Annotated in this window: 14 protein-coding genes; 4 read left to right on the top strand and 10 right to left on the bottom strand. The window is 41.5% G+C overall.

The features are described from left to right. The first annotated feature begins 35 nt into the window (after positions 1–35). Positions 36–1,646, top strand: coding sequence for a DUF3300 domain-containing protein (locus ACRWP9_RS08110; RefSeq protein WP_434928672.1), 1,611 nt, complete (start codon positions 36–38; stop codon positions 1,644–1,646). A gap of 168 nt (positions 1,647–1,814) precedes the next feature. Here the strand turns inward: ACRWP9_RS08110 and ACRWP9_RS08105 are convergent, their stop codons facing one another. From ACRWP9_RS08105 to ACRWP9_RS08060, 10 genes are all read right to left on the bottom strand, one after another. After that, positions 1,815–2,801: a BamA/TamA family outer membrane protein gene (locus ACRWP9_RS08105; protein WP_434928671.1), complete on the bottom strand. Its 987-nt coding sequence runs from the start codon at positions 2,799–2,801 to the stop codon at positions 1,815–1,817. After that, positions 2,758–3,129, bottom strand: coding sequence for a hypothetical protein (locus tag ACRWP9_RS08100; protein ID WP_434928670.1), 372 nt, complete (start codon positions 3,127–3,129; stop codon positions 2,758–2,760). The genes ACRWP9_RS08105 and ACRWP9_RS08100 overlap by 44 nt, the downstream gene beginning before the upstream one ends. A 231-nt stretch (positions 3,130–3,360) precedes the next feature. Next, positions 3,361–4,824, bottom strand: coding sequence for a ribosome biogenesis GTPase Der (gene der, locus ACRWP9_RS08095; protein ID WP_226410532.1), 1,464 nt, complete (start codon positions 4,822–4,824; stop codon positions 3,361–3,363). Between the two features lie 104 nt (positions 4,825–4,928). Further along, positions 4,929–6,161: an outer membrane protein assembly factor BamB gene (gene bamB, locus ACRWP9_RS08090; RefSeq protein ID WP_434928669.1), complete on the bottom strand. Its 1,233-nt coding sequence runs from the start codon at positions 6,159–6,161 to the stop codon at positions 4,929–4,931. An 11-nt stretch (positions 6,162–6,172) separates the two neighbouring features. Next, the gene (locus ACRWP9_RS08085; protein WP_434928668.1) at positions 6,173–6,793 is read right to left on the bottom strand and encodes a tetratricopeptide repeat protein; all 621 of its coding nucleotides are present in this window, start codon (positions 6,791–6,793) and stop codon (positions 6,173–6,175) included. 15 nt (positions 6,794–6,808) lie between these two features. Then, the gene (gene hisS, locus ACRWP9_RS08080; RefSeq protein ID WP_226410535.1) at positions 6,809–8,083 is read right to left on the bottom strand and encodes a histidine--tRNA ligase; all 1,275 of its coding nucleotides are present in this window, start codon (positions 8,081–8,083) and stop codon (positions 6,809–6,811) included. A gap of 108 nt (positions 8,084–8,191) precedes the next feature. Beyond that, a complete protein-coding gene (gene ispG, locus ACRWP9_RS08075) occupies positions 8,192–9,307 on the bottom strand; it encodes a flavodoxin-dependent (E)-4-hydroxy-3-methylbut-2-enyl-diphosphate synthase (RefSeq protein ID WP_226410536.1) in 1,116 nt (371 codons plus the stop codon). A 129-nt stretch (positions 9,308–9,436) separates the two neighbouring features. After that, positions 9,437–10,489 (bottom strand): RodZ domain-containing protein, encoded by a 1,053-nt coding sequence (locus ACRWP9_RS08070; RefSeq protein ID WP_434928667.1) that lies wholly within the window; start codon positions 10,487–10,489, stop codon positions 9,437–9,439. Next, positions 10,486–11,274, bottom strand: coding sequence for a type IV pilus biogenesis/stability protein PilW (pilW, locus tag ACRWP9_RS08065; protein ID WP_434928666.1), 789 nt, complete (start codon positions 11,272–11,274; stop codon positions 10,486–10,488). The genes ACRWP9_RS08070 and pilW overlap by 4 nt, the downstream gene beginning before the upstream one ends. Before the next feature lie 32 nt (positions 11,275–11,306). Further along, complete coding sequence (locus ACRWP9_RS08060; protein ID WP_434928665.1) at positions 11,307–12,428, bottom strand: bifunctional tRNA (adenosine(37)-C2)-methyltransferase TrmG/ribosomal RNA large subunit methyltransferase RlmN; 1,122 nt, start codon at positions 12,426–12,428, stop codon at positions 11,307–11,309. 153 nt (positions 12,429–12,581) lie between these two features. Here ACRWP9_RS08060 and ACRWP9_RS08055 point away from each other — a divergent pair, with 153 nt between their 5' ends. From ACRWP9_RS08055 to ACRWP9_RS08045, 3 genes are all read left to right on the top strand, one after another. After that, positions 12,582–13,640, top strand: a complete 1,059-nt coding sequence (locus ACRWP9_RS08055; protein WP_434928664.1) for a CNNM domain-containing protein — start codon at positions 12,582–12,584, stop codon at positions 13,638–13,640. A 177-nt stretch (positions 13,641–13,817) separates the two neighbouring features. Continuing rightward, on the top strand, positions 13,818–15,551 hold the full coding sequence (locus ACRWP9_RS08050) for a bifunctional metallophosphatase/5'-nucleotidase (RefSeq protein WP_434928663.1): 1,734 nt from the start codon (positions 13,818–13,820) through the stop codon (positions 15,549–15,551). A gap of 78 nt (positions 15,552–15,629) precedes the next feature. Next, positions 15,630–15,932 carry an NrfJ gene (locus ACRWP9_RS08045; protein WP_434928662.1) on the top strand — a complete coding sequence of 101 codons (303 nt, stop codon included), beginning with the start codon at positions 15,630–15,632 and terminating at the stop codon, positions 15,930–15,932. The last annotated feature ends 97 nt before the right edge of the window (positions 15,933–16,029 follow it).

The raw sequence follows: 16,029 nt of genomic DNA, 5'->3' as shown, positions 1-16,029 counted from the left end.
TATCACCCTAACTTAGCCAGAGTGTTGGAGATAATATGAAATGGACTAACTCACTACCGTCACTATTTATACGCATATTTGCGATAATGTCAGTTGTCATTATTGCCATGCCATTGTTTAGTGCCCACGCTGCTCAATCAACATCTGAGCAAAGACAACAAGGTATCGCTGAAGAGACTATTTCAGAAGCTGAACTTGCGCAAATACTCGCCCCTATCGCGTTATACCCTGATAGCCTGTTAACTCACATTCTGATTGCCACTACCTATCCATTAGAGCTAGTCCAGGCTAATCGCTGGGTGAAAAAACAAAAAGATGTCGATGTCAGCACCAGAATGCAGTTAGCTGAAGGTCAGTCATGGGACCCTAGTGTTATCGCATTAACCGCTTTTCCTAGCGTATTAGAAAAGCTAAATGACGACCTTGATTGGGTTCAAAACCTAGGGGATGCCTTCTTACAAGATGAAGAAGCCGTATTAGCCATGGTGCAAACCTTGCGCCGCCAGGCGGATGACGCTAATAGCTTTGATAACATGGACAATATGCGAGTCACCAAAGTAGAGAAACAGATCATTATTGAGCCTGCTCAGCCAGAAGTGATTTATGTGCCTTACTACGACACTCGAGTGGTTTATGGTAACTGGTATTGGCACGCTTATCCGCCAGTATATTGGTATACCCGTCCAGTCTATGCATACCACAGACCCATTTATTGGGGACCAAGCGTCTATGTTAATTTTAACTACTTCTTTGGCTCTGTACATTGGTCCCAACGTCGTGTGGTTGTGATTAATCACCGTCATAGCAATTACTATCAACCTTCACGTAAAATTGCCTACAGCAGTGGTGCGAAGCGCTGGAAGCATCAACCTACCCATCGTCATGGGGTAGCCTATCGCAGCAGCTCGGTGAGTAAACGTTATGATTCACCACAGCGTTATCAACAACACCAACAGGCGAGAAGCATACGTAATAACACGCAGCAAGCACAAAGCAGAACACTGAACAAAGAGCCACGTTCACATAACAGTCAAGCGGCTTATAAAGTGGATAATTCACCTCAGCATAGAGTGAATCAATCATTACAGCTAGCGGGCAAAGAACGCCAAAATTATTCAAATAATAAAATGACTCGAGATGATGCATTCACCGGTAATCGCTCGGGCAATATCGAAGAGCGCCAATTAAAGAATAGAGAGTTGAATAATAAACAGTTGAACGATAAACGGCTGAATACTAAACCCAATACTACTCCTGGCCAACACGACCGAGTCAGACGCGAACTGCAGCGCCAAAAGGAACCTGCACAATATAAAAACAATGATAGAAACACCAGAACGACTACACAGGTTACGCGTACACAAACCAATAACGCTGACCAACAGCCAGCTAAAGCGTCGAGGGAGTTGAATAATACCAGAGAGCTGTCGCGTCAAAAACCGAGTAATCAGAGCTTTAATAACCAAATATCAAGTAAGCCGAGCCATCAGGTAGCACAGCCGCCAGCAAGACAAGAGATTAACAGGCAGGCCAGTAGTAGTAATAGGCAAGCAGATAGCAGTAGGCAGTCATCGGCGAGAACTGCGCCACAGAGACAACCTAGCCATAATACCAGTGGTTCAAAATCGCGTGGAATCGAGCGTTGATAATAATAGTTAAGTGCAAAAAAGCTAACACGATTGTGTTAGCTTTTTTTTTGATCATTAATTTGGCCCATAATTAGCAGACTTTACTAACCCGTTATAGTTCAGCTTGAGCGCTAGGCTAATATTAACATCATAGCGCCATCGTCGTGGTGACAATAAAAAAGCGAATTAAAACGGATGATCAACCATTATCCACACATTAGTGCCTTCATCCGATTTTGCTAAGTCAGTGCGGATAACTAATCCAGCCATCATGGCTCGAATTGATACCCCATAGTCATATTTTATATCACTTAATAATTCACTCGTCTTATACGACTCTGCCACTCGTCCTGCTTCAACAAAACCCACTAACTGAAACCAATCTAAGTGCAAAAAACGTAACCAACGGATATCTTCGATTGGGTTGGCCTTCAAGGTATAACGATACTCAGCAGTGCCATAAATAACCGCTTTATCATGAAAACGATTTTGATCGTAGCCGCGCATACGATAAAAACCACCTAAAGTAGCCCCTTCATTATAGGGGGCGCTATTTGTGACTCGGCGATCATTATTGTCATTATATTCTAACTCCCAGGACGGCGAGTAACCGGTCCAGAAATTCAAAGCAATGACCCTTTGGCTAGCATATTCAGAAGGACCTATAGAGAAGTACTTACTAACATCTAAATTGATAAAAGACCACTGGCTATCTGACTCTAACCATCCTGCATCATGGGAAATGGATAAGTATTGACTGCTACCGTATGACGGGTTAATCGGAAAATCAGTATTGTCGTATAAAATGCCTAACTCGATAGCATGGACTGCCCCATCGAGTTTGTCATTTTCAAATTCAAAACTCTGGTAGCGGTTAAATTGCCTAAGCACTAATACCGAAGCGCCAGTGGTTAATGGGTTCCATTCACTGCCACCGCTTGGCGCTGAAACTAATAAACCATTTTTAATCTCATAATTGACCAAGCCACCTGCTTCCGTGGCTCCCCAAGGTAAAGCGTATTCTAATTTAATATCAAACCAATTTGACGAGCCATTAGCCTCTAAATATTGTTCCGCAGAAGAATAATTACTACCTGAAAGTGGCATATGTTGATCAATAAAACTTTCTCTAGGATCGGCATAAGCGCGCTGCTGTGGATAATAGCCGATCATGCCGTAGACACTTAAAAAAAAACCGATCGGTTTTAGGTAACATAAAGTTCCATACCCCACCACCAATCCCGCTACTGACATCACCGGTAAAACCCGTTAACCCCAGCGTCATTTGATCTTGATAGTAACCACTTAACATGGCACCCACACCTAAATTAACTCCCATGGTATCGGTGCTAAAAGCATAAGGTAAAATGAGTTGTTCTCTCACTTTTGCGCTATTGTCTATCCGATTCACTGAAGATTTAACATTCGCAGCGGGTGCGGCATGAATCATCCCAGGATAGAGAAAAGCCAAAACGATTAATACTCGGTATTGTCTGTTCATTAAACTCCCTAGTGGCTAAATCTATAGAGACTTAAAAAATCACATAAAATATTGAAACTCTCAAAAATATATTAGCTATCATCGAATCATTATACCGCTTCAGTAGCCCATACTAGAAAGCTTGATTTAATATAAACATCATTAAGCTTTATCTAATAAGCAGACTAATAGGCAGGCATGTTAAAAAAACAAAAAAGCCTGAACAAGTCAGGCTTTTTATGAATCACAATCTTATTTGCGATCACGAATATGGCTAGTAGCACGTTTACGACGACGCTCTTGGCTTAAAGTTAACTTCTCGCCACGGCCTTCAAACGGGTTAGCACCTTCATGGAAACGTAATTGAATTGGCGTACCAACCACCTTCAATGAACGGCGGAAATAATTCATCATATAACGCTTATACGAATCGGGTAACTTAGTTACCTGGTTACCGTGTATCACGACGATTGGCGGATTATAACCACCAGCATGGGCATACTTAAGCTTAACTCGGCGACCATTCACCAATGGTGGCTGGTGATCATCTTGAGACATTTGCATAACACGAGTCAACATTGAAGTACTCACACGACGTGTCGCACTATCATAAGCTTCTTCAATAGATTCATACAAATGGCCTACACCCGTACCATGAAGTGCAGAAATAAAGTGAATACGAGCAAAATCGATAAAACCTAAACGGCGGTCTAATTCGCTTTTTACGCGGTCTTTAATATTTTGATCAATACCGTCCCATTTATTTACCGCGATAACTAATGCCCGGCCAGCATTTAGGGTAAAACCTAACAAACCTAAATCTTGCTCGGCAATACCTTCATGGGCGTCAATAACAAGTAACACAACGTTACAGTCTTCAACGGCTTTAAGGGTCTTAATAACAGAGAATTTTTCAATGACCTCATGTACTTTACTGCGGCGACGAACACCTGCGGTATCGATAAGGACATACTCACGACCTTCACGTTCCATCGGAATATAAATACTGTCACGGGTGGTACCAGGCTCATCATAAACAACAACCCTTTCTTCACCTAAAATACGGTTAATAAGCGTTGATTTACCGACATTGGGTTTACCAATAATCGCTAGTTTTATCGGTAAGCTTTGTAAACGGGCTTGTTCAGCTTCAGCTTCTTCTTCAGTATATTCACGCTCAACTACATCACCAGTATCTTCTTCGATACGGACAATCCCCATAGCTTCAGCATAAGGTGTTAAGGCGTAATCAATCATGTTGGTAACGCCACGGCCTTGAGCCGCGGCCATTTGATACACTTGACCTAAACCAAGCGACCAAAACTCAGCACACTCAGAGTCACCGTCAATACCATCGACTTTATTAGCCACAACAAAGGTGACTTTATCGCGACTACGTAGATGTTGAGCGATAGCTAAATCAGCAGCCGTTAAGCCTGCTCTTGCATCGGTCATAAACAAAACAACATCAGCTTCTTCAATAGCAGCTAATGACTGCTCTGCCATTTTAGTTTCGATCCCCTCTTCTGAGCCATCGATACCGCCGGTATCAACCACAATGAATTCATAGCCAGCTAAAAACGCTCGGCCGTATTTACGGTCACGAGTTAAGCCAGGAAAGTCGGCGACTAATGCATCACGGGTGCGTGTTAGACGATTAAATAACGTCGATTTTCCGACATTGGGTCGCCCAACAAGGGCCACTACAGGGATCATGATTTTGCCTCTAAAATACTTCTCAATAAAAAGCCCCCGGAAAGCTTCCAGGGGCTCTAATAGAGTACATTATACTCTATTGTCTAAAAATTGCTGCTGCGAAATTATTCGTCAGCAGCAACTTCTTCGTTTGTTGCAACACTGCCGTCACCGTTTAGGGTTACAACAGCTAATGTACCATTGCGAGTTTGTAGATAAATTTTATCATCTACAACCAAAGGTTGGCCATATAAGCCATCGCTATCAACTTCAACTCGGCCAACAACGGCACCGTCTTCACGATTTAATACATGAAGATAACCTTCAAAATCGCCTACAATTAAGTACTGACCAATAATGGCTGGTGAAGTAAGTTCACGATTTTTAAGGGTCGAATTGCTCCAAAGTTCCAGTCCATTGCGGCGATCAACCGAATAAATTCGACTACGATCATCCACTAAATATAAACTTAAACCGGCTTCTGCAAGTTCGTTGAAACTTGAATACTTACGTGACCAAATCACTCGACCAGTGCGTAACTCCATGGAAACTAAATTACCGTTATAGCTAATGGCGTATAAATTGTCCCCTAAAATCAATGGCGTCATATCCACATCAGCCATGCGGGTAAATTCATTACCGCCAGTTGGGGTAAAAATAGCTTGCTCCCAAGCAATTTGGCCACTGTTTTTAACTACAACAGCAATTTTACCATCAGCAGTACCAATAAAAAATCCACCAGCTTCATATGCCGCCGACCCTGTACCGCGTAGGGTTAGATTCGGAAGCTGCATGTCATGGCTCCATAACTTTTCGCCACTGTCGATATTAAATGCTTCAAAAGCACCTTTACTACTGTGAACAGTCACGACATCTTCTGCAACTGTGGGCGCAGATAATAATTCACCGTTAGCTTGTACTGACCAAACAACATCACCTGTTGCTTCATCCAATGCCACTAACAGACCGGTTTCACCGCCCACAAACACTTTGTCACGTGCAGCGGTAATACCGGCGGCTAAACGTATACCTTTGGTTTTAATGTTCAGTTTTTCTTCAAACTCGCTAGAAAAGTCCTTTTCCCATACTAACTCTAGGGTTTGCTGATCATAAGCACTCACATTGCCGTTGCGATCTGCTACAAAAATTTTACCATAACGTATTGCTGGACGAAGTTGTGAGTAATAATCACCTACGCCATTACCAATACTGGTACTCCAACTCACTTGAGGGAATACACTTGCTTGAATTTCGACTAGCTCACTAACCGGCTCTTCTTCAACATCGTTTGAAGAACACCCAGAAATAAGGGCCATACCTAACCCAACGGCAAGGAAATTTTTACACCATAACTTCATTGGGTAATTCCTTATGCTTTGTTTAGGTTATCTAACTTCATTGTCAATGCTGGATTAGTTAATGCGCCGCCATTATCAATTGCTGTTTGATATGCCTGTTTTGCACTGTCTACATCGCCTTGACGAATCAAAAAATCACCTTTTAATTCTTCGCGTTGCGATTTGAACGCATCATCAGTGACAGCCTCCAAAGTTTTTAATGCAGTGCCAACATTGTCTTGCTCAGCTTGTAAGCGTGCTAAACGGATCGTTGCCACCATATCTATACCTGAGCCAGGCTTAGCAACAATAACGCGCTTATAAGCATCTTCAGCCTTAACAAAATCACCAGACTCAACAGCCGCTTTCGCTGTCATTAATTCCAGTAATGCTTGGTAACCTTTTTGATCATGAGCTTTAACGAAGCTTTCAGCACCTTCAATAAATAATGCTGGATTGGCTGCATTAACAACCAATTTATCAAAAGATTCAGAGGCTTCTTCTGATGCGGTCACTTTCATATCAGAATAAGTATTCCAGCCATATAAACCGCCTAAACCTACTACAGCGCCGACTATAATAGATGCGCCATAATCTTTACCGAACTGCTTGATAGCATCTACTTGTTGTTCTTCTGTGCTATAAATTTCCACGCGCACTTCCCCTTTCTAAATCAGTTCTGCAATTTTAGCTACCAGCTCACTGCGGGTAACTAATTGTTGTTCGTTATTGTTTCTTAACGGCTTAATAGCCACTTGATTATTGGTAATTTCATTCTCACCAATAATTAACGCAAATTGTGCACCGCTTTTATCAGCACGCTTCATCTGCTTTTTAAAATTACCACCGCCACAATGACTCATGACTTTAAGGCTTGGTAGCCCCTGACGCAACTCTTGCGCGACTTTAATCGCTTCAACAAGACAATTATCGCCCATTGCCGTGACATAAATATCAACTTCTGGAGCAATATCATCATTAAGCTCTAAGGTTTCAAGCAGCAATACAATGCGCTCTAATCCCATAGCAAAACCCACTGCGGGAGTATCTTTTCCACCTAATTGACCAACTAAGCCGTCGTAACGGCCACCGGCTAATACAGTACCTTGCGAGCCTAAACTGCTTGTTACCCATTCAAATACTGTGCGGTTGTAATAGTCTAATCCACGCACTAAACGCGGATTAATGGTGTATTGGATACCCACAGCGTCTAAGAGTTCACATAATGTTGAAAAATGTGTTTTCGAGTCTTCACCTAAGTAATCCATTAACGCTGGCGCATCGGACAATAAAGCCTGCACTTGCTGATCTTTAGAATCGAGAACACGAAGTGGATTAGTATACATACGACGCTTGCTGTCTTCGTCAAGCACATCTTTGTGTTGTTCTAAAAACGCAATTAATGCATCACGATACGCGGCGCGCTCTGCTGGATCACCTAAGGTATTTAATTCTAATGATACGTGATCTTCAATGCCTAACTGCTGCCATAATCGGGCTGAAAGCATCAAGACTTCTGCATCAATATCGGCACTGCCAATACCGTAAATTTCAACGCCAAACTGGTGAAATTGACGATAACGCCCTTTTTGAGGACGTTCATGGCGGAACATAGGCCCCATATACCACAAGCGCTGCTCTTGGTTATAGAGTAAACCGTGTTCATTACCTGCACGCACTGTTGATGCAGTACCTTCAGGTCGAAGCGTTAAACTGTCGCCATTACGGTCTTCAAAGGTGTACATCTCTTTTTCAACAATATCGGTGACTTCACCAATAGAACGTTTGAAAAGTTCGGTACTTTCTACAATTGGAGTTCGAATTTCGCTATAACCAAAAGCACTGACTGAAGAGCGAATAATCGACTCAACTTTTTGCCAAACTGGACTTTGGGTGGGTAGAAGATCATTCATACCACGAATTGCTTGGATTTGTTTTGCCACAGGTAACTCGTCCATTCTGTTGCTAAGCTAACTGCATCTCAGTTAGCTGATAAAAAATCACCAATGCTTGAACCCTAAAATAATTTAAGGTTTAGCATTGGCACAAAATTATTCGGTTTTATCGCTAATAGCAATTCTGTTAGCCATTAAACGGGCTTTTGCACGAATTTTAGCTTCTAGCCCATCAACAATATTATTATTGTCAAAACGCTCTTTTTGACGTTCACCATCATCATAGTAGCCACTTTTGTTACTGCCACCCGTTAGGCCTATGTGGGAAACCAAGGCTTCACCTGGTCCATTAACGACGCAACCAATAATGGATACATCCATAGCTGTTGTGACATCTTCTAGGCGGCGTTCTAATTCATTTACTGTTGCTATCACATCAAACTCTTGACGAGAACAAGATGGACAAGCAATAAAGTTAATACCACGGCTGCGAATACGCAGTGACTTTAAAATATCGAATCCGACTTTGATTTCTTCAATTGGATCTGCGGCTAACGAAATACGTATTGTATCGCCAATACCTTCGGCGAGTAACATGCCTAATCCAACTGCCGACTTAACGGAACCAGAGCGTAAACCACCCGCTTCAGTAATGCCTAAATGCAATGGTTGTCTAATTTGCTTAGCCAATAAACGGTAAGATTCGACCGCAAGAAATACATCGGAGGCTTTTACGCTGACTTTAAATTGATCAAAGTTAAGACGGTCTAGAATATCTACATGACGCATAGCCGATTCAACTAGCGCTTGAGGTGTGGGTTCACGGTACTTATCCATGAGATCTTTTTCTAATGAACCACCGTTAACCCCAATACGTATTGGAATGTTTTTATCGCGTGCGCATTCTACCACACTGCGGATACGGGCTTCATTACCTATATTGCCGGGGTTTATGCGTAAACAATCTGCGCCGTATTCAGCCACTTTTAATGCAATACGATAATCAAAATGAATATCGGCCACTAAGGGTACATTCACTTGCTGCTTAATGAGTTTAAATGCTTCGGCTGAATCCATCGTCGGTACAGAAACACGTACAATGTCAGCGCCCACTTTTTCAAGGGCAAGAATTTGCGCAACTGTAGCGGCTACATCATCGGTTTTTGTATTGGTCATCGACTGCACAGCAATGGGTGCGCCGTCACCAATCGGGACGTTTCCAACATAAATGCGTGTTGAAGGTCTGCGGATAATTGGAGATTCGTTATACATGCAATATTGCTCTACTAATTTTTGTCAATTTGGTTTTATCAATTTGGCTATTCAATCAGCGCAAAAAATTGATTCATCAGAATGCATAAGCAATTGAGTTAGCAAAATAACAGCAAACCCAAACTAGGACTATGGCTTAGTTAACGTTAATCGCGCCACACGGCCATTAGTATACTCAGATAAATCAATATTATTGCCATCAACGGCTAACGTTACCGACTGTGGCGCACCTAAAATCAACTTGAAAGGTGCTTCACCTGTAACTTTAACGTTATGCCCTGATTTTTTAACACCATCGATCAAGACTTTACCAGTAACATCGACAAGGTTAATCCAACAATCAGCTGTCACATCCATAGTTACAACTGAGGTACTAGCACTAGAAACAGTATTATTGTCTGCCGTAGCAGATGGTATTGAAGCTATAGGCGCTGGCACAGTGACACTAGGCTGTTGAGTCGCGCTTAGGTTATCGCGATTAGCAGAACCATTGTTACTAGAGGCATTACTATTGCTAACAAGGTTATCAGTTTGATTGACTTCACTTGCACCTAGATTAGTTTCTGCAGCATTTTGAATTAATTCATTCTCTGTGATACCTAATTGCTCAGATTGCGGATTAGTAGGTTCAATTGCCTCGATGGAACCAGTCGCGGCATCTCTTTGAGTCGGCACTAACACCCCAGATTGAGTATTGGCAGTTTCAGCTTGTATTTCTTCAACTGTTGGTAAAGCGAAGTTAGACTCAGTTAATACATCTGATTTCTGTACCCACCATAACACCAACATAGCGAGCAAAATAATCACAATCGCATAGGTGACCAAGTTTACTCGGCTATCCCTAGCTTGACGGGTTGTTTTACGCGAGAAACTTTGCATCGTTGGGGGGACATATTCAGGTATTTGCTGATCTAGGCATTGCTTTATTAAAACAATATCGGCATCAACAAAACGCGCGTAGTTCTTGATATAACCACGTGCATAGGTATTAGATGAAATATTAGTAAAATTATCAGCTTCAATATCGTTCAGAATTCTGGGACGTAAATGCAGCTGCAATGCTGCCGCCTCAACAGTAACACCTTTTTTCTCACGCGCTGCTTTTAGTATTGCCCCGACGGTGGCAATGTCATTTAATACTGCTGCTACTTCAGTAGTTTCGTCTAATTGTTCTTTTATCATTTAAGCAAGTTTGCTCTATATTCTTTGGCTTGAGAAGATGTTGGAAATTTGGCTATCAAGGTAATACCAAATCGTTTCATGGCGTTAATGTCGCCAATTTCCTGTTCTATTTTTATCCCTAACGCTAAGCTTTCTGCAGTTTCATTCGCAACCTGATGATATCTTGATAAAATATTGCGAGCGTCTGCATAGTCGGCATCATCCATGGCCAACTCTGTCAATCCAATTAATGTGTTGCCTCGACGCGGATCGTATTTTAACGCCATCTTAAAATACTGTCGCGCTTTTTCTGGTTCACCGTTATTACGGCTACACACACCTAAATTTTCATAACTTGATGCGACTCGGGTATATTTAGGTGTTTCTATCGCCTCTAGTAGCATGGTTTCAGCGCGGGCATATTTTTTCTGCTGGCATAAAAACACACCAAAATTATTTTTAGCATCACCAGATGCATCACTGGCTTTAATTGCATCACCATAGGCGTCTTCTGTGCGTGTTAAATCACCCACAGTTTGATAATAATAAGCCATAGCAACATGAACTTCACTTATGTGTGGTGCAAATTCAATCGCTTTATCTAAATTATATTTAGCTTGCTCGCCATTACCAAGACGTAAATACGTGAGCCCTAATTGCATACGTTCACGCGCTGCAGCAACTTTATCAATATCTCGCTCTGCAACAGGTATGTCTGTACCGGTGTAAGTTCGTTCGGTAACACAGCCACTTAAAGATGCACCTAATAAACCCACTATTGCAATGTACTGTATTCCTTGTTTCATTTTATGGCCTATTTATTGTGCAAAACAAAGAGTTAATCCATTGTGACTGAAATCTGGTTTTGTTGCATTTGTTTTTTTGCTAAACGTTTGGTGCGGTCACGGATATCACCAGCCAGTTGACCACATGCTGCATCAATATCATCACCACGGGTTTTACGAACAATCACAGTTAAACCGTACTCCACAAGGACTTTAGAGAAACGATCAATACGTGAATTAGAAGAACGTCCATAGGGCGAACCTGGGTAAGGATTAAATGGAATTAAATTTATCTTACAAGGGGTGTCTTTCATTAGTTTGGCTAATTCGTGCGCTTGATCTGTACTGTCGTTGATATGATCGAGCATGACATATTCAACAGTAACGCGGCCACGATTAGCATTAGACTTAGCTAAATAACGACGAATGCCGGCTAAGAACTCTTGTAATGGATATTTTTTGTTAACTGGAACAAGCACATCACGTAGCTCGTCATTAGGCGCATGGATGCTGACTGCTAGGGCCACATCGATTAAATCACCTAGTTTATCCAGTGCAGGCACAACACCCGATGTTGATAGAGTTACTCGACGCTTAGAAAGACTAAACCCAAAATCATCTAACATAATGTCCATTGCTGGGATAACGTTAGCAAGGTTTAATAACGGCTCGCCCATTCCCATCATTACTACGTTAGAAATAGGACGGTCGCCGGTATCCTTATGAAAACCTAAAAATTGCGATACACGCCAAACTTGACCGACAATTTCAGACACGGTTAAGTTACGGTTAAATCCTTGCTGCCCCGTAGAACAGAAAGTACACTCAAGTGCACAACCTACTTGAGAAGACACGCATAAGGTTGCACGTCCTTCTTCAGGTATATAAACGGTTTCAACTTCTTGACCTTGACCGACGTCAATAGCGAATTTAATTGTGCCATCATTTGATTTTTGAAAACTGGCAATTTCAGGTGCAACAATTTCACATCTAGCAGCAAGTTTAGCTCGCAATGCTTTGTTTATATTGTTCATTTCTTCGAAGTCGCTAACACCAAAGTGATAAATCCACTTCATTAATTGATCGGCACGGAACGGTTTTTCACCCATTTCGCTGAACAATGCTCGCAGTCCTTTACGATCAAGATTTAATAAATTGATTTTCTTTTCACTCATTAGCCTAACCTCAAACACCTAAAACCTGTAACAGGGCGGCGAATTATACAGGCAGCGTCACGTTTTAGCCAGTATATCTGGATTTAACAATATGAATATATGATAATAGCCCTTGGCAATATTGCCTGCTATTAGGAAGTTTTCACCACATATATGTTAACTCTGTTTTTTATTGTATTTATCGCTATTGCGATTTCGTTTTTTTGTAGTGTTTTTGAAGCGGTTCTTTTATCTGTAACCCCAAGTTACATTGCCAATTTAAGAGAATCCAATCCTAAAATTGCCGCTTTGCTTGATAAGCAAAAAAAGAATGTCGAATCTCCTCTCGTATCAATTTTAACCTTAAATACCATCTCTCATACTGCCGGCGCAGCGGTTGCAGGTGCTCAAGCCTCTGTGGTGTTTGGCAGTGAAATGCTTGGGGTATTTTCTGCAGTATTAACATTTTTAATTTTATTCTTATCAGAAATTATTCCTAAAACATTAGGCGCCAATCATTGGCGTAAACTTGCGCCAACAGTGTCAGTCTGTTTATTTTGGATGGAAAAATTAACCCTTCCACTTATTTGGATGTCACAAAAAGTAACCAGTCTTTTAGGCAAAGGCGAACAAGGCCAATATATTCGTCAAGAACTCAGCGCTATGACCAAAATGGGTAAAGACAGTGGTGAGTTGGGTGAGCAAGAGTCACAAATTTTAATGCAAATGCTGTCAGTCAAAGACATGAGTGTTGCTAATATAATGACGCCTAGAACGGTAATTTTTAAACTGCCCACTCACATTAGTCATTCAAAGTTTATTGACCAACACCTAACCAGTCCTTTCACTCGTATTCCTTTATATGAGGGTGACCGTGACAATGTGATTGGTTATGTTAATCGTAATGATATTTTGCTCTCGGCCCGCCAGACACCAGAAACGCCAATTGGCGATCTGCTAAAAAGCTTACTGGTTATTCCTGCATCCGCAAAAGTACTGCCACTGTTTCAAATGATGATAAAACGTAATGCAAAAATGGCATTAGTGGTTGATGAGTATGGTTCAAGTGAAGGCATTGTCACTATTGAAGATATTATCGAAACGTTAATTGGTTTAGAAATTGTCGACTCCAAGGATTTAGCGCCAGACATGCAAGCATTAGCGCGAAAGCTATGGTTACGTCGAATTGAAAGTAAAGGCATAGTGCTATCAAATGATGGCGAAACCCATTAATTCATAATCAAATAAGATTCAGATAGCGTATAGGCTAAACTGAATCATAAAGCTAAGTTTATCCTTGCTTAACGGTATCACAGCTAAAGTATCCCTAAGATGATACCGTTGAGTGAGGTAAATTAGTACCTGCTGATCTAAAAATGCTAGCATAAGGGCAATCAGCTGAGGAAAAAAATGCCAAAATCTTACCGTTTATCCATTGCCCACATTAATGATACCCACTCTAACTTTGAGCCAAGCCAGGTCAAGTTTACCCTGCAACATCAACAGCAAGCTTACAGCCTAAAAGTCGATACAGGCGGATATGCTCGGCTGGGATATCGCATTGAACAAGCGCGCCAGCAAGCACATGCTAAACAACAGCCGTTCTTATTTCTTCACGGTGGCGACAGCTTCCAAGGCACACTGTATTTTCGTGAATTTCAAGGTTCAGCAAACGCCCATTTACTCAATTTACTTAAACCCGATGCTATGGTACTTGGTAATCATGAAATCGATGCTGGTAACAGTCCAGTAAAAGCCTTTTTAAATCGCATCGAATTCCCGTTAATGGCCGGTAATATGGACTTAAGCCAAGAAGAAACTCAAAAAGAAGGCGTACTGCGTGATCACCCTCAATTATTAGATTACAACGTTGAGCAAGGCATTGCTAAAACCTTAATCAAGCCTTTTTATGATACGCAAATGGCCATTATTGGTATTACGTTAGATCAAATGCCGCTGATTGCCAGACCTGATCCTGACACCTTGTTTGTCAACGCTATTGAAACGACTAAACGTACCGTAGATGCATTACATCAACAAGGGATAAAACATATCCTAGTGTTAAGCCACTTAGGGTTAGATCAAGACCGAGAACTTGCCAGTAAAGTCGATGGTATCAGTCTAATTATTGGCGGTCATTCACATACCTTACAAGGTGATTTTAGTGCCGTTGGCATGTCTCACCTTCCCTACGGCGAAACCGTTAATAACACTCCTATTTTTCACGCGGGAAAGTATGCCGAAACCATAGGTCTACTTGAGCTATCTTTGGATAAAGAAGGCAAAGTGTGTCAATTTACTGGTGATAACTACTTTATGCTAGGTAACAAGGTGGAAGTGAGTCAAGCATCTGATGAGGTGGTAGCGGACACACTACAACACACACTCATCAATACTCTTCGCCAGCATCCGAATATGCTTAACGCTGCGCAAGATAATGCCATTGATGAGGTGATTCAATCACAGTATCGTCCTGCTTTAGTGGCATTAGAAAGTCAAATATTGGCCCATATTCCAAAAGACTTTATTCATACTCGCCTGCCCAGTAAACATTTTCCCCACGGCAGTGAAATTGCGCCTTGGGTCAGTAGAAGCATGTTTAAAGCGACTCAATTAGTTGAGCCTAAATTGGATTTTGCACTGCACAATGCCGGTGGCGTAAGGCAATCACTCAGTAAAGGTCAGCTTTCGGTAGCCGATGTATTTGGCCGTATATTACCTTTTGAATTGCCCTTAGTGACCTATCAAATCAAAGGCGAATACATAATTGAGGTGCTAGAGTCGACCATTAACGCCGCCACCAATAATGGTGTAATAGGCACAGGTGCAGGCAGTTTTCCATACCCATATGGGATCCGTTATAGCTATGATGGGACCCAACCTTTAGGCGCCAGAATTACCCTTATTGAAGTGTATCGAAACGAGCAATGGGTGCTATTACAGCCTAATGAGCTTTATATCGGGGTATCCAGTTCTTACACAGCGACTGGACGTGAGGGATATGGTGCACTTTTAAAAGCCCTGTGGCAGCAACCGGTAGAAAGTAAAAACCTACCTGAAGCATTTATTGACTTTGTTTGCCAGTATGGTTACAAAATAGGTCAGCAACAAATTGTGAATATTAATTACATTAGCCATAGATAATTTTTGGCTTGGATCACAGACGGTAGCTATCTCGCGTGTTTTAATGACGCCAATACTAAAAACAATTAAGGAACATTAATGAAAACAAAATTGATTAAAGCACTCGCCGCTACAATGCTTGTTTTAGGTGTGTCATCGGCCTGGGCTGAAGGTGTTGTCCATCAAGGTGAAGTTATTGATACTATGAATGGCGGTGGTTATACCTATGTTCAAGTTAAAGAAGCCGATAAAACTTATTGGGCTGCGGGTCCTCAAGTTGAAATAGTGAAAGGCGACAATGTTGAAATGTCTGAACAAATGTGGATGAGCGACTTTAAAAGCGCAAGCCTGGACCGTACCTTTGATGAAATTATGTTTGTCGGTCATATTATTAAAAAGTAACCATCGATTTACGGCTGATACTGCAAAAAATTTATACTTTAATAATCGGTTAATCCTAGCTAAGTTAACTTAAACTGAGTTGACCGATTTTTTATAA

Origin of the sequence: Shewanella sp. HL-SH2 (assembly GCF_051164935.1) — a bacterium.
GTDB lineage: Bacteria > Pseudomonadota > Gammaproteobacteria > Enterobacterales > Shewanellaceae > Shewanella > Shewanella glacialimarina.
Note: the sequence above shows the minus strand (reverse complement) of the source record. Positions and strands in the feature narration are given on the sequence as shown.